Here is an 18,427-nt window from a genome sequence, read left to right as displayed (position 1 = left end):
CCTCGTAACGAAAAAGCCCGCGGAGATCGCTCTCCGCGGGCTTCTTATTGGTCAGGCAAGCAAGGCTTACTCGGCGTTGTTGCGGTTCTTCAGAGCCGCGCCGAGGATGTCGCCGAGCGAAGCGCCGCTATCGGACGAACCGAACTGTGCAACGGCTTCCTTCTCTTCAGCGATTTCCAGAGCCTTGATCGAAAGCTGGATCTTGCGATCCTTCTTCGAGAAGTTCAGGACGCGGGCGTCAACGGTCTGGCCAACCGAGAAACGCTCCGGACGCTGTTCGTCACGGTCACGCGACAGGTCGTTGCGGCGGATGAACGACGTGAGGTCTTCGTGGTTGACGAGCTTCACTTCGATGCCGCCATCGTTGATCGCGATGACTTCAGCCGAAACGACGGCATTCTTGCGCAGGTCGCCGGACGTGGCGGCATCGCCGACCGAGTCCTTGCCGAGCTGCTTGATGCCGAGCGAGATACGCTCCTTGTCGACGTCCACATCCAGAACGACAGCCTTGACGACGTCGCCCTTGTTGAACTCTTCGATGACCTGCTCGCCCGGACGGTTCCAGTCGAGGTCCGACAGGTGCACCATGCCGTCGACGTCGCCGTCGAGGCCGATGAACAGGCCGAATTCGGTCTTGTTCTTGACTTCGCCTTCAACTTCCGTGCCAGCCGGGTGGCTGTGCGCGAATGCCTGCCACGGGTTCTCGAGGGTCTGCTTGAGACCGAGCGAGATGCGGCGCTTCGTCGGGTCGACTTCGAGAACGACCACGTCAACTTCCTGGCTGGTGGACAGGATCTTGCCGGGGTGAACGTTCTTCTTCGTCCAGGACATTTCCGAGATGTGGATCAGGCCTTCGATGCCCGGCTCCAGCTCGACGAACGCACCATAGTCGGTGATGTTCGTGACCGTACCGGAAATCTTCTTGCCGGTCGGGTACTTGGTACCGATGCCATCCCACGGATCCGACTCGAGCTGCTTCATGCCGAGCGAGATGCGGTGGGTTTCCTGGTTGATGCGGATGATCTGAACCTTGACCTGCTGGCCGATGGACAGGATTTCCGACGGGTGGTTGACGCGGCGCCAGGCCATGTCGGTGACGTGCAGCAGGCCGTCGATGCCGCCGAGGTCAACGAACGCACCGTAATCGGTGATGTTCTTGACGACGCCGTCAACAACCTGGCCTTCTTCGAGGTTCTGAACGATTTCAGAACGCTGCTCGGCGCGCGACTCTTCAAGAACCGTACGGCGCGAAACAACGATGTTGCCGCGACGCTTGTCCATCTTGAGGATTTCGAAGGGCTGCGGGTTGTGCATGAGCGGCGTGACGTCGCGGATCGGACGGATGTCGACCTGCGAACGCGGCAGGAAGGCAACGGCGCCGTCGAGATCGACGGTGAAGCCACCCTTGACCTGGTTGAAGATGACGCCTTCGACGCGCTCGCCGGCTTCGAACTTGACTTCGAGCTTGGCCCAGCTCTCTTCGCGGCGAGCCTTTTCGCGCGACAGAACAGCTTCGCCCAGCGCGTTTTCGATGCGCTCGACATAGACTTCGACTTCGTCGCCGACCTTCAGCGTGCCGTCCTTGGACTTGGCACCGAATTCCTTCAACGGTACGCGGCCTTCAACCTTGAGACCGACGTCGATGATGGCGACGTCCTTCTCGATGGCTGTAACGATACCCTTGGCAACATAGCCTTCGGCGAGATCGTTCGTGGCAAAAGATTCCTGCAGCAGGGCTGCGAAATCTTCGCGCGTGGGGTTTGCTTGAGACATGAAAACTCCTGGTGTGCCTCTCGGGCACAGGCGCCGGGGGTTAGCGTTGATGATAAACAAAACTTTGTCCGCTGCCTCAAGGGCAGCTAATCCGGCGCGGGGACAGGCTTCGTTCTATTGCTTAAGCGCGGCGTCGATGAACGACTTTGCCGCCGAAAACGCCGCCTCTATACTCATTTCCGAGGTATCAAGCAAGTGCGCATCGTCGGCGGGCTTCAGCGGGCTGTCCGCCCGGCCCATGTCCCGCTCGTCACGGCGGCGGATATCGTCGAGGATCGTCTCGAAATCGGCCACCCCACCGCCGGCGAGGATCTCGTCGTAACGACGCTTCGCGCGCACCTCAGGCGAGGCCGTAACATAGAGTTTTACCGGCGCATCCGGGCAAACCACCGTGCCGATATCGCGCCCATCGAGCACCGTTCCGGGCTCGCGCGCCGCAAAATTCCGCTGCGCCTCGACCAAAGCCCGGCGCACGGAGGGCATGACGGCAATCTTGGACGCCGCCTCGCCGATGGCATGCGCGGACAGCACCGAGCGGTCGAGCCCGCCGAGATCGAGATTGCGCGCCACATCGGCGGCGACAGTCTCGTCGTCAAGCGGCAGGCCGCCGTCCAGCAATGCCTTCGCCGTTGCCCGGTAGGTCAGACCCGTATCGAGATGATGAAAGCCGTAGTCTTCCGCAATGCGGCGCGACAGCGTCCCCTTGCCGGCAGCAGCAGGACCGTCGATGGCAATTGTGAAGGTCATTCTTTCACCTGAAAATGGATGTGATCGTCATGGCGCGCGGCCCTGCATCCTTGGAACCGCACATTCGGGCTGAAGACACCGAGATGTTGCGATAGATGCGGCTCGATAAAAATGCGTTCCACCCCGTATTTCGAACCTTCCGATGCGAGCCAGCGTAAGGCTGCACCCGTTCTGGCTTCGTCCAGCGCCCATGCCGGGAAAAGCCCTTGCAGAAACCCCATATCCCACCGGAGTGTCAAGAGATCGCGACGCCCGCTGCAAGGCAAAACGGCACCTGGTGCCGGCTCTTGAAATGCGAAATATCCGATCGGAGAGCGCGTTGCCCGGTTCAAAGCGACACCTGCCTCATCCCGATAGTAGAAGGCGATATCGAGCTTGCGCCCATCATCATGCGACAGGTGCGGCAAAAGAGGAAAGCCATCCAGGAATGGAAAATTGGCATCAAGAACGAGCGTAACGGTTCCGGGGAACTTCGCGGCCATCGCCGCCGAAAGCCCTTCCGCGGCGCGTTTGGTATCTATCGCCAGATAGTTGCGGTTCAGCGCGCAATAGAGCGGCGACTGGACCCGCAAATTCCCGCTATCAAAACAAGATAACGCCACACGCCCGAAGGCCGGCGCCAGAAAGGAAGCTGCAACAGTCGCCGAGGCATAGAGCGCCGCGAAAACTGCAACGCGTGCCAAACAACCAGTGAGTCTCGCCTTACGGGCGAACCAGCGCCCCAAAAGGTAAACTGCACCCCCGATTTGGGTGAGCACCGTCAGAAGCGAGAAGACGAGCGCGATGCGCAGAAGCCTCATGCGGGTTTGACCGGCGCGTCTAGTCGATCTTCGCGCCCAGGCCCGCCATCAGGTCCATGAACTCCGGAAAACTCGTCGCAATCATCGTCGCGTCATCGACGGTCACCGGGTTTTCCGAGACGAGGCCCATGACGAGGAAGCTCATGGCAATGCGGTGGTCGAGATGCGTTGCGACGGCTGCACCCGAGGCATTGCCGAGGCCCTTGCCGTCCGGGCGGCCGCGCACGACGAGCGATGCTTTGCCCTCGTCGCAATCGACACCGTTGAGCTTGAGGCCGATCGCCACGGCGGAAAGACGGTCGCTTTCCTTGACGCGCAGTTCCTCGAGGCCGTTCATCACCGTCGTGCCCTCCGCAAAAGCGGCGGCGACGGCGAGTACCGGATATTCATCAATCATCGACGGGGCGCGGTCTTCCGGTACCGTCACGCCCTTGAGCTCGGAGGAACGCACGCGCAGGTCCGCCACGTCTTCGCCGCCGGCAAGACGGGGGTTCAGGACGTCGATATTCGCACCCATTTCCTGAAGCGTCAGGATAAGGCCGGTGCGGGTCGGGTTCATCAGCACATTGAGGATCGTAACGTCGGACCCCGGAACCAGAAGCGCGGCAACGAGCGGGAATGCCGTCGAAGACGGATCGCCCGGCACGTCGATGACCTGGCCCGTGAGCTTGCCGCGACCTTCAAGCCGGATCGTGCGCACACCGTCCGCATCCGTCTCGACGGAGAGGTTGGCGCCAAAGCCCTGCAGCATCTTTTCGGTGTGGTCACGCGTCATGATCGGCTCGATGACCGTCGTGATGCCCGGCGTGTTGAGGCCGGCAAGCAGCACGGCGGATTTCACCTGGGCGGAGGCCATCGGCACGCGATAGGTGATCGGCGTTGGCGTCTTCGGACCACGCAGCGTCACCGGGAGGCGGTCGCCGGCGTCAGAGGTCACCTGCACGCCCATTTCGCGCAACGGGTTGAGCACGCGGCCCATCGGGCGCTTGGTGAGTGACGCATCACCGATGAAGGTGGAATCGAAATCATAGACGCCGACGAGGCCCATGGTCAGCCGGCAGCCGGTGCCGGCATTGCCGAAATCGAGCGGCGCCTGCGGTGCCAGCAACGCACCATTGCCAAGACCATTGATGATCCAGGTGTCGCCATCCTTGCGGATCTTGGCGCCCATGGCCTGCATCGCCTTGCCCGTATTGATCACGTCCTCGCCTTCGAGCAGGCCCGTGATGCGGGTTTCACCGCTGGCAAGCCCGCCGAACATGAAGGAACGGTGAGAAATCGACTTGTCACCGGGGATGCGAACGGTCCCGGAAAGGCCGGAGGACTTGCGGGCGGTTGCGGGCCGTGCACTGGCGCCGTGCGACATGGGCGTCTTCCTTATATACATCCACCGCTCCCCGAACGGAGCGCGCCGGGGAGAACGCGGGCTTGCTATCACAAACGATTTAAAGCGTCATCATCCTGCCGAAAAACATTCGTCGCAGGCCGCGGATCGGACCGTCTCCAAGTTTGGCTTTGACAGGATTGCCCAAGACGATTATGGGGACCGGCTAATCATTCTACGTCCAACGCGCCGGGACCCCCGGCCCCGCCGGAAACATTCGGCACCTGAGAGGCTTTGACTGTGGCGAAACAGGAACTCGGAACCAAACGCATCGACCCGGAAACGGGCAAGAAATTCTATGACCTGAACCGCAATCCGATTGTCTCGCCCTATACGGGCAAGTCCTATCCGCTGTCCTTCTTTGAAGAGACGGCTGCGGTTGCGGTTCTCGAAAAGGCGGCCGAGGAAGAGGAAGTCAACGAAGTCGATACCGAGAACACGGAAGTCGAACTCGTCTCGCTCGAGGATGCCGATGACGAAGCAGCGGGTGGTGACGACCTGCCCGATCTCGGCGACGACGAAGTCGAAATCGACGGCGACGAAGACGATACGTTCCTGGAACAGGACGAAGACGACGACGATGACGACATGACCGGCCTGATCGGCGTCACCGGCGACGAAGACGAAGCATAAGACGTTGTTTTTCCGGCCGGTTTCAAAAAAACCGGCCGGATTTCATTTTTCGGCTTGCCATCTCCGATCACCGGAAGTAATAAGCCGCACACCGAACGGAAACGCCGCTTCGGTTCCCGGAAAACCGGCCTAGCCGGACCCGTTATGGGGCTATAGCTCAGCTGGGAGAGCGCTTGCATGGCATGCAAGAGGTCAGCGGTTCGATCCCGCTTAGCTCCACCAATTCTTCCAAGCATTGGATTTTCCTATATATCCTTAGTCGACTAGGGTATCTCCCCATTTTGGTACACCACGAGCAAAAAAACGTGGCCAAGAACAATCAACGTCTCACATTTCGCGGCAACACATGATGCGTCCGCGTTGTGGTGCTCAACAGGCCCTATTTCGCAGAAGTCCGGCGGCTTCTTCCACTTGAATTGGTGAACATCGATGCGGCGATGGCCGGTGCACCCGCGGCTGAAGCGCTTGTGCACTGTTTTCCAACTACCTCAACACTCCCGACAGATCAGCCAATGTGTTCCAGAGACAATCAGTGATAGGCAACTGGTTGCCCGAGCCTGAGTGCCGCGGATCGCCACGCTTGCCGGGCTCAACGCGGCGCCCATGAAACAGCGACCGGGCGATTTGGGAAACCCGACTGCCGATCCGGCCTAACCTCAGTATTTCTTCTTGCGGACAATCTTGTTGCCGCGTGGTCCGCTGACGACCGGCGTTCGGTCGCGGTTTTCCGCAAGCAGGCTGCGCCAGCGTTCCAGGCGGTCGGCGCTGAGGGTCCCGGTGGCGACCGCCGCCTGCACGGCGCAGCCCGGCTCGTGGACATGGGTGCAGTCGCGAAATCGGCAGAGCGGGGTCAGGTCGGTGATTTCGGCAAACAGCGTATCGATCGCATCGGTAACGTCACTGACGTAAAGCGTTCGTATTCCCGGCGTATCGATAACCCAACCGCCGCCTGAAATGGCATGCAGCGATCGTGCGGTCGTGGTGTGCCGGCCCTGTGCGTCATGCTCACGGATCCCTCCGGTCTTCTGCATTGTGCCGGATGCCGGCCCGGCCAGAGTGTTCACCAGCGTCGACTTTCCGACGCCGGAGGACCCCACCAGCGCCACTGTCTGGCCAGCACCGCACCAGGGCTTCAGCAGGGAAACGGCATCGCCCGAGCGCGCATTCAAGACAATGACGGGCAAATCACGCTGCAGCGCCTTGGCTTGCTGTTCGAATAGGCCCGCGTCATCGGCGGTGTCAGCCTTGGTCAGCACGATCACCGGATTGGTTCCCGCCTGGTTGGCCATGATCAGGTAGCGTTCCAGCTTTCCAAGGTTGAAATCGGCATTGCACGAGGTCACGATAAACAGCGTATCCACGTTGGCGGCGGCAAGCTGCTGGCCGTGTCCGCCTTCCGCGCGCCGCTGGAACACGGTCTTTCGATCGAGACGGCGGACAAACATGCCTGTCAGGGGATCGGCAAGAACCCAATCGCCCACCGCAAAATCAGCAGTGTTGGCGCTAGCTGGCAGCTCAAATCCCACCGGTCCGGTGGCATCGATCGTGTCGATACGGGCCCGGTGAACCGAGGCGACGCGCCTGGGCGCGAGATCCGCTTCGGCTGGCTCGACCTGAGCGGCGAAGAAATCCGACCAGCCGAGCCGTTCAAGCGATGGGGGCAGGTTGGAACCGGTCAAGGTTTGATCCGACTGTTCGACGACGCTGTCATGGATAGGCCTTCCACAGATTGAGATACGTTGTTGTGACCACTCGACATACCGCGGCTGGCTATCGGCGTTGTTCAACCGCGAAGCCGATAGTATCGCCTTCGCGGAGCGAACCATCGCATTGCAAGGCAGACAGATGAACAAACGCGTCTTGTCCTCCGAGGCGGTCAATGCTCAGCTTGTCATTTCAACGCCCGCAGGGCTACCGCTGTAGAGATGAATCTCTCAGCAAAATCCATTCAACTTGAGAATCTTATGCGCCTCGATTGAAGCGCGAAGCTCATCCTCGGAAATGCGGTTTCCCTGGTTGGTGTCGGGATGGTGCATCTTGAGTCTTTCCTTGTAGCGGCTCTTGATTTCCTCCGGCGTCGCATCCGGCGAAAGACCGAGTGTCTCAAATGCCTTGGCTTCAAGCACCTTGAGTTTTCGCTTCTGGAGCTCGGCTCTTTGTGCCTGGCGCTGGGCCGCGGTCTTGCGGGCATTCAATGCCTTTGCAGAACCAGAGCGGACGGTAAAGGGCATCGGAACTTCGGATCCCTGGCTGACCGCCGCCCCCCAGGTCGGGCGCGCGCCGGTCGTCGCCTCTTTCTGGTAGCGGGCGACGTCTGCATCAGAAAGGCCTGTCGCAAAATTGTAGCCCTTGTTGTATTCCTTCACATGCTCCAGACAGAACAGCAGATACAGGCCTTCGGCGTCTCGTCCGACGGGCGCGCGGTGCGTGCCTCTCTTTTCGCAACCATCCCATTGGCATTTTGGGCCGACAGGCTCGCTAGACGGAGATGCTTTCTTGCGCGTGGATTTAAGGCCGACGAAAATTTTGGAATCACGGGTCATAGGCCCGATATGAAGGCAGCGCGCGACGTTGGCAAGAATTAGCGAACTTTCCCGTTAAATGCTTCGAGCTGCGATACGTCAGAATAGGCGTGATATTTCTCGCCTTCTCCCATTGGCTACCGGCATATTGCCTACGGGCTTCCTATCCCCGACCATTTTCCAGCACAACCAAACAAGAAACTCCGCTAGCACTCTCGGCGCGGGAGTGCTAAGAGTGTTTGGCGGGATCGGCCATTGGGCCGCGTTCCCGCCGAGGAACCCAAAAAATGACAAGTACCGTTTTCCGGCCGTTGCACGACCGCGTCGTCGTGCGCCGTATCGAGGCTGAAGCCAAGACCAAGGGCGGTATCATCATTCCTGACACCGCCAAGGAAAAACCGCAGGAGGGCGAAATCGTCGCCGTCGGTTCCGGTGCTCGTGACGAGTCCGGCAAGGTCGTCCCGCTGGACGTCAAGGCTGGCGACCGCATCCTGTTCGGCAAGTGGTCGGGCACTGAGGTCAAGCTCGACGGCGAGGACCTTTTGATCATGAAGGAAGCCGACATCATGGGCGTCATCGCCTGATCTCGAGCGTTTCTGCCGTTTCCTATCATAGAGACCAGAGGGCCAACGGCCCGGGAGTTTTTCCATGTCTGCCAAACAGATCAAATTCGGCCGTGATGCACGCGAAAAGCTGCTACGCGGCGTCGATATCCTCGCTGACGCCGTGAAAGTCACGCTCGGTCCCAAGGGCCGTAACGTCGTGATCGACAAGTCGTACGGCGCGCCGCGCATCACCAAGGACGGCGTCACCGTCGCCAAGGAAATCGAACTGGAAGGCAAGTTCGAGAACATGGGCGCCCAGCTCGTTCGCGAAGTCGCCTCGAAGACCAACGACATCGCCGGCGACGGCACGACGACGGCAACCGTTCTTGCCCAGGCCATCGTTCGCGAAGGCGGCAAGGCGGTCGCTGCCGGCATGAACCCGATGGACCTGAAGCGCGGCATCGACCTTGCGGTCACCGCCGTCGTCAAGGACCTGCTCGCCAAGGCCAAGAAGATCAATACCTCGGAAGAGATCGCCCAGGTCGGCACGATCTCGGCCAATGGCGAGAAGGAAATCGGCCAGTACATCGCCGACGCGATGCAGAAGGTCGGTAACGAAGGCGTCATCACCGTCGAGGAAGCCAAGACCGCCGAGACAGAGCTCGAAGTCGTCGAAGGCATGCAGTTCGACCGCGGTTACCTCAGCCCCTATTTCGTCACCAATGCCGAGAAGATGGTGGCTGATCTGGAAGACGCTTACGTGCTGCTGCACGAAAAGAAGCTTTCCAATCTACAGGCCATGCTGCCGATCCTGGAAGCAGTCGTTCAGACCGGCAAGCCGCTGGTGATCATCTCGGAGGATGTCGAAGGCGAAGCGCTTGCGACCCTCGTCGTCAACAAGCTGCGCGGCGGCCTCAAGATCGCTGCCGTCAAGGCTCCGGGCTTCGGCGACCGCCGCAAGGCCCTGCTGGAGGATCTCGCGATCCTGACCGGCGGCACGGTGATCTCCGAAGACCTCGGCATCAAACTCGAGACCGTCACGCTCGAGATGCTCGGCCATGCCAAGAAAGTCTCGATCACCAAGGAAACCACCACCGTCGTCGATGGCGCCGGCACCAAGGCCGAGATTGAAGGCCGCGTGGCCCAGATCAAGGCACAGATCGAAGAAACCACGTCGGACTACGACAAGGAAAAGCTGCAGGAACGTCTTGCCAAGCTTTCCGGCGGCGTTGCCGTGATCCGGGTCGGCGGTTCGACGGAAATCGAAGTGAAGGAAAAGAAAGACCGCATCGACGACGCGCTCAACGCGACGCGTGCTGCTGTCGAGGAAGGTATCGTGCCCGGCGGCGGAACCGCCCTGCTGCGCGCCTCCATCGTCCTCGACGTCAAGGGCGAGAACGACGACCAGAATGCCGGCGTCGCCATCATCCGCAAGGCCTTGCCGTCGCTGGTTCGCCAGATCGCCGAAAACGCCGGCGACGAAGGCTCCATCGTGGTCGGACGGATTCTCGAAAGCAATACGGACAACTACGGCTACAACGCCCAGACCTCTGAATATGGCGACATGATCGCCATGGGCATTGTCGATCCGGTCAAGGTGGTTCGTACCGCGCTTCAGAATGCGGCTTCGGTTGCTGGTCTGCTCGTGACGACGGAAGCCATGATTGCCGATCTGCCAAAGAAGGACGCCGCCGGTGGCGGCATGCCGGACATGGGCGGCATGATCTAACGATCTCCCTTCGCGGACCCCATTGATCCGCAATTACAAAGGGCTCCGCTTCAGCGGAGCCCTCCATATGAGACGACGTTGTCACTTTCGGGCACTGGGAGCGCCATGCGGGATTTTCCGCAAAAACCCCAGAAGCAGATTATCGAATTCCTCGATGCCAACCAGGACAGTGAGCACATACTTGATCGAGCTGGAGATCGGCAGAATGCGGAAGCGCTACGGCTGTTCGCGCATGCCCGGTGTCGCTTCACGCTGGTCGGCATCTTCCAAGTCGGTCTTTACCAAGAATACATCGTTATGCTGGCGGGCGGCTTCGCGGAGTGCTGCGAGGTTCGGGACATCGTCGCCCTCGATCTCGCCTTCACCCTGGTCGATTTCCCGTTCGGCCTGATACCAGTGGTCGTCGGGCTTGCCGTCCGGCTGGCCTTCCTGCAGCCAGAGTGCGTGGGCGCGTTTGCGGATTTTTTCGTTGCGGTCATCGGTCATGGACATGCTCCCTTCCATTCCAGCAACAAACGATTGTCAGGGTGAGATGTTCCGCCACCCCGCCCTTCACCTGTCGACCATCATATCCCCGCTTGCACAGTTCAGGAACCGCGAATAAGCATCACTTGCCGGGCGTCTCAGGCTAGGACGCACGCTTTGTCGGGGGACATCATGAGCTTTACGGAAACGACGACCACCTCCTGGTTCTCCAGGCTGAAGGGGGCGCTGATCAAGATCGTGATCGGCTTCATCCTTCTCATCGCCTGCATCTGGCTCCTATTCTGGAACGAGGGCCGCTCGGTCAAAACCTATCGCGCGCTCGTCGAGGGCGCGGGGCTTGTCGTTTCTGTCGAGAATGGCAGCGTCGATCCGGGCAACGAAGGCAAGTTGGTGCATATTTCGGGGCCGGTGAAGCCGGTCGGCGTGCCGGAAGACGACGTGCTCGGCGTTTCGGCTGAAGGCGCGGCCGGTCTCGACCGCATCGTCGAGATGTACCAGTGGGTGGAGACCTCGAAGTCGGAGACGCGCAAGCAGCTCGGCGGCAGTGAGGAAACCGTCACGACCTATTCCTACCACAAGGAATGGAAGCAGAACGAAATCAACTCCGGCAATTTCCGCCAGTCGGGCCATGACAACCCGCAAAAGCCGATCGACGATGCGAGCTTCCCGGTCGCTTCCGCCACGATCGGCGCCTTCAGCATCGATGGACGTGCGGTCGCCCGCCTCGGCGAGGAACGGCCCGTGCCGCTAACCGCCATCGAGGCGAACCGGATGGGCGAGGCCGTGACGCTCGGCAAACCCGTCTCGACGATCGCCGGCCAGGCCATCTTCTCCTTCAATCCGGAAGACCCGCAGATCGGCGACATCCGCATCCGCTTCGAGCGCTCCGACATTGACGAGGCAAGTTTCGTCGGCGCCCAGCGCGGCAGCGGCATTACGCCCTACAAGACGACGAACGGGCGCGACCTGTTCCTCAGCGATGCCGGTCTCGTCGATGCGGCAGCGATGTTCGATGCGGCGCAGAGCGAGAACACGCTGATCACCTGGCTCGTGCGCGCCGGCGGCCTCATCGGCATCTTCGTCGGCTTCGCCTTCATCCTGTCGATCCTGGGCGTGATTGCCGACGTCATCCCCTTCCTCGGCTCGATCGTCAATTTCGGCACGTCGGCGATTGCCCTCATCCTTACCTTGCTGATCGGCCCGGCCGTCATCGCCATTGCCTGGATCGCCTATCGCCCGTTCATTGCCATAGCGGTTCTCGTCGCGGGCATTGCGCTTGCGGCAGGCATCCTCTATCTGCGGCGCGGCAAGGCTGCAGCTCCGGCACTGGGACGGGCCTGACGCTGACGGCGACATGATAACGAACAGCGGGTAACGCGTGACCTATTACGCCTCGAAGATTTTCTGGCTCGCGGCCCAACCACTGTCGCTCGCCCTGCTGCTTCTCGTCTTTGGCCTGCTGGTCGGGCTTTTGAAGTGGAACCGCCTCCGGACATGGGCGAGCGTCGCTGCCGCGTTCGTCCTCTTCGTGACGCTCTTCACCACGACCGGTTCGGTCCTGCTGCAGGCGCTGGAAGATCGCATTCCACGGGCGGAGCTGCCGGCCGGCGGGCCGGGCTGCGTCATCATGCTCGGGGGCGGCGTGGAGGCTGAGGTGATCGCGGCCCGCGGCGGTTTCGAGATGAACCAGGCCGGCGACCGCTTCATCGAGACGCTGCGGCTCGCCCGGGAGTTCCCGGCAGCGCGCATCCTGATTTCCGGCGGCGACGGCTCGTTCAGTGGCAGCTATGAGGGCGACGCGGTTGTCGCAACGCGCTTTTTCGAGGCCTTCGGCGTGCCCGCCGACCGGCTGATCCGCGAGACAGATTCACGCACCACCTTCGAGAATGTCGAAAACACCAAGGCGCTTCTCGCAGAGAACGGCCTCGACCGCTGCCTGCTGGTGACCTCGGCCTTCCATATGCCACGCTCGGTCGGCCTCTTCCGCAAGCTTGGGCTCGACGTGCTGCCCTGGCCGACGGATTTCCGCACGACGGGCCGCGCCAGTCTCACATTCGACTTCACGCAGCCGTCGACCAACAGCCAGCTGACGACGACGGCGCTCAGGGAGTGGACGGGACTGCTGCTCTATTATTTTGCGGGCCGCACGCACGCGCTCTTCCCAGAATAGACCTATTTTTTGGAAATCGTGTCGAACTGCGCGCCGCGCACGCGGATCGTCATGACGCAGTAGTCGGAATCTTCACGCCCGCAGCTTGCGGCATTGGCCTTGAGTTCCAGCACCTTGTTGCCGTAGCGCTGCTTCAGCTCGTAGCCGTAGAGATCGGCGTTGGCCGCGAGAAAATAACCGCCCTCGGCGACCTGAATATAGAATTCGTGCGGGCAACCGACATTACCGCAGAGGCCGCCCGGCACGCCATCACAATTGACCGCGCCGAGATTGAAGATCGCGTCGACAAGCCTGTCATTGTTGAAATCGACGTTTTCGGCGAAATCCTCACCGTAGATCGGCGCCTTGCAGCGCTTGGCGACTTCCGCCTTCACGACCGCCTGCGCATCGGGGACGATTTCTGCCGCGCGGGCCGGCAGGACGGTGGAAACGAGCGCGGCGGAGAGGAGCGCAAGGATTCTGATGCGGATGGCCATCTCTCAAACCTTTCCATGGCAGGCGATTCGGTCATTATGCGGACGAGCCGGCGCGCTGCCTGATTCTACCCGGACCTGTGGGCGCACACTCTAGCGCGGCAAAGCTGTCGCGAGGCTTGGGCTGCGAAAAGCGCACAAGGAGGGGAAGCGTGCCGATCCTGGAATTGCTCGATTATACGGGCGTCGCGGTCTTTGCCGCCACTGGCGCGCTTTCCGCCTCGCGCAAACAGCTCGACATCATCGGCTTCCTGTTCCTGGCCGCCGCGACCGGCATCGGCGGCGGCACGTTCCGCGATGTCATCCTTGCGACCCCCGTCTTCTGGGTGGTGAAACCGACCTACCTCATCGTCTGCGTGGTCGTCGCGCTTCTGGTCTTCGTGCTCGCTCACCGCATCGAGTCACGTTACCGCCTGCTGCTCTGGCTCGATGCGATGGGCGTCTCCGCCTATTGTGTCATGGGGGCTGCGAAAGGCCTTGCCGCGACCGGATCGCCGACCGTCGCGATCACCACCGGGGTGCTGACGGCCAGCTGTGGCGGCATCATTCGGGACTTGCTGGCCGGAGAACCATCGGTGCTGCTGCGCCCCGAGGTCTACGTCACGGCTGCGCTGATTGGTGCGGCGGCCTTCACGGCGGCGAGCGCGACGGGCGTACCGCTCTGGATCGCGTCGGCAATCGGCATCACCGCCGCCTTCATCGTGCGCGGTGGGGCCCTGCGATTCGGCTGGCGTTTCCCGGTCTATCGGCCACGGCCGGGGCGGCATCCGGACGATGTGATGTGAGGGGTCAGGCCTTGCGCGGACGCAGGCGGATGATCACGTCGACATGGGCGATTTCCATGCCTTCCGGCGGCTCCGGCAGGTTGCCGATCGCGATGTTGCTCACCGGAATGTCGAGCACGTGGTTTTCGCCCTCGACGAAGAAATGGTGGTGATCCGACACGTTGGTGTCGAAATAGGTCTTCGAGCTTTCCACCGCCAGAACGCGGATCATGCCCGCTTCGGTGAACTGGTGCAGCGTGTTGTAGACGGTTGCAAGCGAGACCGGGACGCCGGCAGCGACGGCCTCCTCATGCAGTTCCTCGACCGTCAGATGACGGTCGCCCTTGGCGAACAACAGGTCGGCGAGTGCCACGCGCTGGCGCGTCGGGCGCAGGCCGCAGTGGCGCAAGCGCTCTTCGATGGGCATCTCGTGTGTATGCGTCATGGGTGACGGATCCGCTTGTCTGGCCTTGAACAACAATGTCGACGTTTCGATATAACTTTAGCGCTGCCGGGATTCAATAGGATTACGGCACTTGAATGGCGTGCAACATGCGGAAAACCGGGCCCTTTGCTTTCACTGCACCACTTTGCACTGGCTGTCGCGGCAAGCATCATGTATGCGGACTGCTGAAATAACGTCCCGCTCAGAATGGGTAGGGCGACAAAAAGGGAAGGACCGGGTGCTTCAATTCGTGCCGCACCTTCTCTAAATCTAACGCTTACAAAGCGTATCAGACCGGGGATGAGACATTCGATGACGACCAGGCAATCCAGCTACAACTATGAGGAAATTCTGCGCTGCGGCCGCGGGGAGCTTTTCGGCCCCGGCAATGCCCAGCTTCCTCTGCCGCCCATGCTGATGGTCCACCGTATCACCGACATTTCCGAAACCGGCGGCGCCTTCGACAAGGGCTATATCCGCGCCGAATACGACGTGAAGCCCGACGACTGGTACTTCCCCTGTCATTTCCAGGGCAACCCGATCATGCCGGGCTGCCTCGGCCTCGACGGCATGTGGCAGTTGACCGGCTTTTTCCTCGGCTGGCTGGGTGAACCGGGCCGCGGCATGGCGCTGTCCACCGGCGAAGTGAAGTTCAAGGGCATGATCCGCCCGGAAACGAAGCTCCTCGAATACGGCATCGACTTCAAGCGCGTCATGCGCGGCCGCCTCGTGCTCGGCACGGCGGACGGCTGGCTGAAGGCCGACGGCGAGACTATCTATCAGGCGACCGACCTGCGCGTCGGCCTGTCGAAGGACAAGGAAGCCTAAGGCGGCGATGGCCGCCGGAAGCCTGAGGGCGGCGCCACGCCGCCTTCACAATGAGACGTTCTAGAAAAGGTCAGGAATCATGAGACGGGTTGTTGTCACGGGTCTGGGGATCGTATCCTCCATCGGGAACAATGCTGACGAAGTGACGCAGTCGCTGCGTGATGCGCGCTCCGGCATCAGCTTCAGCCAGGATTTCGCCGACCACGGCTTCAAGTGCCAGGTCTGGGGTTCGCCGAACATCGACACGACCGAAATGGTGGACCGTCGCGCGGCTCGCTTCCTCTCGCAGGGCGGCTCGTGGAACCATGTCGCGATGAAGCAGGCGATCGCCGATTCCGGCCTCGAGGAGGCGGATTACGCCGCCAATGAGCGCACCGGCATCATCATGGGCTCGGGCGGCCCGTCTACCCGCACGCTGATCGAAGCGGCCGAGATCACGCTGAAGAACAATTCGCCCAAGCGCATCGGCCCGTTCGCCGTGCCGAAGGCGATGTCATCCACGGCATCCGCGACGCTCGCCACCTGGTTCAAGATCCACGGCGTCAACTATTCGATCTCGTCGGCCTGCTCGACCTCGGCGCACTGCATCGGCAATGCCGCGGAAATGATCCAGTGGGGCAAGCAGGACATCATGTTTGCCGGCGGCCACGAGGACCTCGACTGGACCATGTCGAACCTTTTCGACGCCATGGGTGCCATGTCCTCCAAGTACAACGACACGCCGTCGACCGCGTCCCGCGCCTATGACGTCAGCCGCGACGGTTTCGTCATCGCCGGCGGTGCGGGCGTGCTGGTTCTCGAAGAGCTGGAACATGCCAAGGCCCGCGGCGCCAAGATCTACGCCGAAATCGGTGGCTACGGCGCGACCTCCGACGGCTACGACATGGTCGCCCCGTCCGGCGAGGGTGCCATCCGCTGCATGCGCCAGGCGCTTGCCTCCGTGAAGGGCGATGTCGACTATATCAACACGCACGGCACCTCGACGCCTGTTGGCGATTCGAAGGAAATAGGCGCTATCCGCGAAGTGTTCGGCGACAAGATCCCGCACATCCAGTCGACCAAGTCGCTGACCGGCCATTCGCTGGGTGCTGCCGGCGTGCAGGAATCGATCTATGGCCTCCTGATGATGCAGGCTGGCTTCATCGGCGAGAGCGCCCACATCACCGAACTGGACCCGGAATTCGACGGCGTGCCGATCGTGCGCAAGCGCATCGACAACGCCAAGATCGATACGGTTCTCTCCAACTCGTTCGGCTTCGGCGGCACCAACGCCACGCTGGTCTTCCAGCGCCATAACGGATGACAGGCATGACGGGGATCATGAAAGGTAGGCGCGGCCTCATCATGGGGGTCGCGAACAACCACTCTATCGCCTGGGGCATCGCCCAGAAACTTGCCGATCAGGGTGCGGAACTCGCCTTTACCTATCAGGGTGAAGCACTCGGCAAGCGCGTGAAGCCGCTCGCTGCCGAGCTTGGCTCCAACTTCGTCATTCCCTGCGACGTCGAGGACATTGCGTCGGTCGATGCGACGATCGATGCGATCAAGGAGAAGTGGGGCAAGCTCGATTTCGTCGTGCACGCCATCGGCTTTTCCGACAAGAGCGAGCTGAAAGGCCTCTATGCCGACACCTCGCGCGACAATTTCTCCCGCACGATGGTCATTTCCTGCTTCTCGTTTACGGAGATCGCCAAGCGCGCGGCAGACCTGATGACCGACGGCGGTGCGATGCTGACGCTGACCTATGGCGGCTCGGTGCGCATCATGCCGAACTACAACGTCATGGGTGTCGCCAAGGCGGCGCTTGAAGCTTCGGTACGGTATCTTGCCGGTGACTACGGCCCGCGCAACATCCGCGTCAACGCGATCTCCGCCGGTCCGATCCGCACACTGGCGGGCGCTGGCATCTCGGATGCACGCGCCATGCTTTCCTGGCAGCAGAAGAACGCGCCGCTGCGCCGCACCGTCACCATCGAAGACGTTGGCAATTCGGCGCTCTACCTGCTCTCCGACCTGTCGAGCGGCGTCACCGGCGAAATCCACTATGTGGATTCCGGCTACAACATCACCTCCATGCCGACGCTGGAACGCCTCGCCAAGGCCGACAGCGAATAGGAATTGCGCGCGCGAAGCTGAAACGCTTCGCGCCGTTTCCTTCCGCGCTCAAAGCGCCATCAGCACCACGACGAGCAGGATCACAGCGGCAAGAATGCTCAGGAACAGCGTGCGGACACGGCTGTTCATTTCCGGCGTTATGCCGGCCGTGCTGCGCCGCAAAAAGGCGAGCGGCACCTCGGAGGTTGGCGTATGCCCCTCCCCTTCCTTCACTTCCTTGGCGATGACTTCCGCCACATCTTCCGTGATCGGCGGTCTTGCTGGTCCAAAAGCCATTACGGGTCTCCTGAACGGGAACAGTCCGGCGATGGTGGACCTCTTTGAGGGAAATGGCAATCGGCTCCTACTCGAGCACGACCGGCACGAGAGAAAGCACCAGCAGCAGCGCCATCGCCTGATTGAAGCGTTTCAGGCTGCGCTCGCTTCTGATGAAGCGTGAGGCCCCCACGCCAACCCATGTCCAGGCCACGGTGCTGGCAATGGTTGCACCGCCGAAGATAGCGGCGAATGCCGTGGGGATCGCCAGATCTCCTGGGCTGCCGCTACCATAGGTTACGACAGCGCCTGCCACCATCACCCAGAGTTTCGGATTGACGAGTTGCAGCAGCGCGCCTTCGACGAACGTAAACGGCCGCTGCTTTCCGCTCTCTGCGGCAAGCCCGGTGGGTGCCGCATTGGCGATGCGCCAGGCCAGCCAGAGAAGATAGGCGACGCACAGCCATTTCAGCACGAAATGCACCCTTGGCCCGGAGACGAGCGATCCACCCGCTGCTGCTACGACGAAGATGATGACGGCGACGCCGATGCCCATGCCGGTCGCGACCGGAAGCGTACGGCGGAAACCATAGTTCGCCCCGGATGCCGCCACCATCGTGTTGTTCGGCCCCGGCGTGCCCGCCATGGCGAAGGCAAAGCCCGTTGCTGCCAGATCCCAAGCCCAATCCATGCCGCTCTCCTCATCGAAACCCGGACAGCCTAGCCAACCTCCAGCGCAACAGGGTTGCCAAGATGCC

General features: G+C 61.4%; 20 protein-coding genes and 1 tRNA gene. 10 read left to right on the top strand and 11 right to left on the bottom strand.

Going from position 1 to position 18,427, the window contains the following annotated elements:
- Positions 1–66 precede the first annotated feature (66 nt).
- The 4 genes from rpsA to aroA form a co-directional block, all read right to left on the bottom strand.
- On the bottom strand, positions 67–1,773 hold the full coding sequence (gene rpsA / locus AC1RT2_RS23360; protein ID WP_069060000.1) for a 30S ribosomal protein S1: 1,707 nt from the start codon (positions 1,771–1,773) through the stop codon (positions 67–69).
- Between the two features lie 114 nt (positions 1,774–1,887).
- Entirely contained in the window at positions 1,888–2,520 is a 633-nt protein-coding gene (gene cmk / locus AC1RT2_RS23355) for a (d)CMP kinase (protein ID WP_493105778.1), read from the bottom strand.
- Entirely contained in the window at positions 2,517–3,320 is an 804-nt protein-coding gene (locus AC1RT2_RS23350) for a hypothetical protein (RefSeq protein ID WP_493105776.1), read from the bottom strand. The genes cmk and AC1RT2_RS23350 overlap by 4 nt, the downstream gene beginning before the upstream one ends.
- 19 nt (positions 3,321–3,339) lie before the next feature.
- On the bottom strand, positions 3,340–4,686 hold the full coding sequence (gene aroA / locus AC1RT2_RS23345; RefSeq protein ID WP_493105774.1) for a 3-phosphoshikimate 1-carboxyvinyltransferase: 1,347 nt from the start codon (positions 4,684–4,686) through the stop codon (positions 3,340–3,342).
- Positions 4,687–4,944: 258 nt separating this feature from the next.
- Between aroA and AC1RT2_RS23340 the strand changes: the two genes are divergently transcribed.
- Both AC1RT2_RS23340 and AC1RT2_RS23335 read left to right on the top strand, forming a co-directional pair.
- On the top strand, positions 4,945–5,337 hold the full coding sequence (locus AC1RT2_RS23340) for a TIGR02300 family protein (RefSeq protein WP_493105772.1): 393 nt from the start codon (positions 4,945–4,947) through the stop codon (positions 5,335–5,337).
- Between the two features lie 146 nt (positions 5,338–5,483).
- Positions 5,484–5,559: transfer RNA gene (locus tag AC1RT2_RS23335), tRNA-Ala, on the top strand.
- Between the two features lie 434 nt (positions 5,560–5,993).
- Here AC1RT2_RS23335 and rsgA read toward each other — a convergent pair.
- The gene (rsgA, locus tag AC1RT2_RS23330) at positions 5,994–7,016 is read right to left on the bottom strand and encodes a ribosome small subunit-dependent GTPase A (protein ID WP_493105891.1); all 1,023 of its coding nucleotides are present in this window, start codon (positions 7,014–7,016) and stop codon (positions 5,994–5,996) included.
- 255 nt (positions 7,017–7,271) lie between these two features.
- The gene (locus AC1RT2_RS23325) at positions 7,272–7,880 is read right to left on the bottom strand and encodes a J domain-containing protein (RefSeq protein WP_069060007.1); all 609 of its coding nucleotides are present in this window, start codon (positions 7,878–7,880) and stop codon (positions 7,272–7,274) included.
- Positions 7,881–8,146: 266 nt separating this feature from the next.
- Between AC1RT2_RS23325 and groES the strand changes: the two genes are divergently transcribed.
- Positions 8,147–8,443, top strand: coding sequence for a co-chaperone GroES (gene groES / locus AC1RT2_RS23320; RefSeq protein WP_069060008.1), 297 nt, complete (start codon positions 8,147–8,149; stop codon positions 8,441–8,443).
- A 64-nt stretch (positions 8,444–8,507) separates the two neighbouring features.
- Positions 8,508–10,133: a chaperonin GroEL gene (groL, locus tag AC1RT2_RS23315; RefSeq protein WP_493105769.1), complete on the top strand. Its 1,626-nt coding sequence runs from the start codon at positions 8,508–8,510 to the stop codon at positions 10,131–10,133.
- A 216-nt stretch (positions 10,134–10,349) separates the two neighbouring features.
- On the opposite strand, the gene AC1RT2_RS23310 is transcribed toward groL, so the two are convergent.
- Positions 10,350–10,625 carry a DUF2934 domain-containing protein gene (locus AC1RT2_RS23310; protein ID WP_493105767.1) on the bottom strand — a complete coding sequence of 92 codons (276 nt, stop codon included), beginning with the start codon at positions 10,623–10,625 and terminating at the stop codon, positions 10,350–10,352.
- Positions 10,626–10,790: 165 nt separating this feature from the next.
- Between AC1RT2_RS23310 and AC1RT2_RS23305 the strand changes: the two genes are divergently transcribed.
- Positions 10,791–11,960: a TMEM43 family protein gene (locus AC1RT2_RS23305; protein ID WP_493105765.1), complete on the top strand. Its 1,170-nt coding sequence runs from the start codon at positions 10,791–10,793 to the stop codon at positions 11,958–11,960.
- Between the two features lie 37 nt (positions 11,961–11,997).
- Positions 11,998–12,789 (top strand): YdcF family protein, encoded by a 792-nt coding sequence (locus AC1RT2_RS23300; protein ID WP_069060012.1) that lies wholly within the window; start codon positions 11,998–12,000, stop codon positions 12,787–12,789.
- Between the two features lie 2 nt (positions 12,790–12,791).
- Here the strand turns inward: AC1RT2_RS23300 and AC1RT2_RS23295 are convergent, their stop codons facing one another.
- Positions 12,792–13,265 (bottom strand): hypothetical protein, encoded by a 474-nt coding sequence (locus tag AC1RT2_RS23295; RefSeq protein WP_493105763.1) that lies wholly within the window; start codon positions 13,263–13,265, stop codon positions 12,792–12,794.
- Positions 13,266–13,414: 149 nt separating this feature from the next.
- On the opposite strand from AC1RT2_RS23295, the gene AC1RT2_RS23290 reads away from it, so the two are divergent.
- Positions 13,415–14,047: a trimeric intracellular cation channel family protein gene (locus tag AC1RT2_RS23290; protein WP_493105761.1), complete on the top strand. Its 633-nt coding sequence runs from the start codon at positions 13,415–13,417 to the stop codon at positions 14,045–14,047.
- Between the two features lie 4 nt (positions 14,048–14,051).
- Here AC1RT2_RS23290 and irrA read toward each other — a convergent pair whose 3' ends face one another.
- Positions 14,052–14,471: an iron response transcriptional regulator IrrA gene (gene irrA, locus AC1RT2_RS23285; protein ID WP_493105759.1), complete on the bottom strand. Its 420-nt coding sequence runs from the start codon at positions 14,469–14,471 to the stop codon at positions 14,052–14,054.
- A 312-nt stretch (positions 14,472–14,783) separates the two neighbouring features.
- Between irrA and fabA the strand changes: the two genes are divergently transcribed.
- From fabA to fabI, 3 genes are all read left to right on the top strand, one after another.
- The gene (gene fabA / locus AC1RT2_RS23280) at positions 14,784–15,299 is read left to right on the top strand and encodes a 3-hydroxyacyl-[acyl-carrier-protein] dehydratase FabA (protein ID WP_069060015.1); all 516 of its coding nucleotides are present in this window, start codon (positions 14,784–14,786) and stop codon (positions 15,297–15,299) included.
- Positions 15,300–15,378: 79 nt separating this feature from the next.
- On the top strand, positions 15,379–16,602 hold the full coding sequence (gene fabB / locus AC1RT2_RS23275) for a beta-ketoacyl-ACP synthase I (RefSeq protein WP_493105757.1): 1,224 nt from the start codon (positions 15,379–15,381) through the stop codon (positions 16,600–16,602).
- Between the two features lie 5 nt (positions 16,603–16,607).
- A complete protein-coding gene (fabI, locus tag AC1RT2_RS23270) occupies positions 16,608–17,414 on the top strand; it encodes an enoyl-ACP reductase FabI (RefSeq protein ID WP_493105755.1) in 807 nt (268 codons plus the stop codon).
- A 48-nt stretch (positions 17,415–17,462) separates the two neighbouring features.
- Here the strand turns inward: fabI and AC1RT2_RS23265 are convergent, their stop codons facing one another.
- Both AC1RT2_RS23265 and AC1RT2_RS23260 read right to left on the bottom strand, forming a co-directional pair.
- Positions 17,463–17,690, bottom strand: coding sequence for a hypothetical protein (locus tag AC1RT2_RS23265; RefSeq protein WP_069060018.1), 228 nt, complete (start codon positions 17,688–17,690; stop codon positions 17,463–17,465).
- Between the two features lie 67 nt (positions 17,691–17,757).
- Complete coding sequence (locus tag AC1RT2_RS23260; RefSeq protein ID WP_493105752.1) at positions 17,758–18,360, bottom strand: LysE family translocator; 603 nt, start codon at positions 18,358–18,360, stop codon at positions 17,758–17,760.
- Positions 18,361–18,427: the final 67 nt, after the last annotated feature.

The organism is Shinella sp. GW821-FHT11G07 (genome assembly GCF_058808115.1).
Note: the sequence above shows the minus strand (reverse complement) of the source record. Positions and strands in the feature narration are given on the sequence as shown.

Coding starts and splice junctions, on each gene's coding strand:
- rpsA (WP_069060000.1), bottom strand. CDS start 1,773: ATGTCTCAAGCAAACCCCACGCGCGAAGATTTCGCAGCCCTGCTGCAG.
- cmk (WP_493105778.1), bottom strand. CDS start 2,520: ATGACCTTCACAATTGCCATCGACGGTCCTGCTGCTGCCGGCAAGGGG.
- AC1RT2_RS23350 (WP_493105776.1), bottom strand. CDS start 3,320: ATGAGGCTTCTGCGCATCGCGCTCGTCTTCTCGCTTCTGACGGTGCTC.
- aroA (WP_493105774.1), bottom strand. CDS start 4,686: ATGTCGCACGGCGCCAGTGCACGGCCCGCAACCGCCCGCAAGTCCTCC.
- AC1RT2_RS23325 (WP_069060007.1), bottom strand. CDS start 7,880: ATGACCCGTGATTCCAAAATTTTCGTCGGCCTTAAATCCACGCGCAAG.
- groES (WP_069060008.1), top strand. CDS start 8,147: ATGACAAGTACCGTTTTCCGGCCGTTGCACGACCGCGTCGTCGTGCGC.
- groL (WP_493105769.1), top strand. CDS start 8,508: ATGTCTGCCAAACAGATCAAATTCGGCCGTGATGCACGCGAAAAGCTG.
- AC1RT2_RS23310 (WP_493105767.1), bottom strand. CDS start 10,625: ATGTCCATGACCGATGACCGCAACGAAAAAATCCGCAAACGCGCCCAC.
- AC1RT2_RS23305 (WP_493105765.1), top strand. CDS start 10,791: ATGAGCTTTACGGAAACGACGACCACCTCCTGGTTCTCCAGGCTGAAG.
- AC1RT2_RS23295 (WP_493105763.1), bottom strand. CDS start 13,265: ATGGCCATCCGCATCAGAATCCTTGCGCTCCTCTCCGCCGCGCTCGTT.
- irrA (WP_493105759.1), bottom strand. CDS start 14,471: ATGACGCATACACACGAGATGCCCATCGAAGAGCGCTTGCGCCACTGC.
- fabA (WP_069060015.1), top strand. CDS start 14,784: ATGACGACCAGGCAATCCAGCTACAACTATGAGGAAATTCTGCGCTGC.
- fabB (WP_493105757.1), top strand. CDS start 15,379: ATGAGACGGGTTGTTGTCACGGGTCTGGGGATCGTATCCTCCATCGGG.
- fabI (WP_493105755.1), top strand. CDS start 16,608: ATGACGGGGATCATGAAAGGTAGGCGCGGCCTCATCATGGGGGTCGCG.
- AC1RT2_RS23265 (WP_069060018.1), bottom strand. CDS start 17,690: ATGGCTTTTGGACCAGCAAGACCGCCGATCACGGAAGATGTGGCGGAA.
- AC1RT2_RS23260 (WP_493105752.1), bottom strand. CDS start 18,360: ATGGATTGGGCTTGGGATCTGGCAGCAACGGGCTTTGCCTTCGCCATG.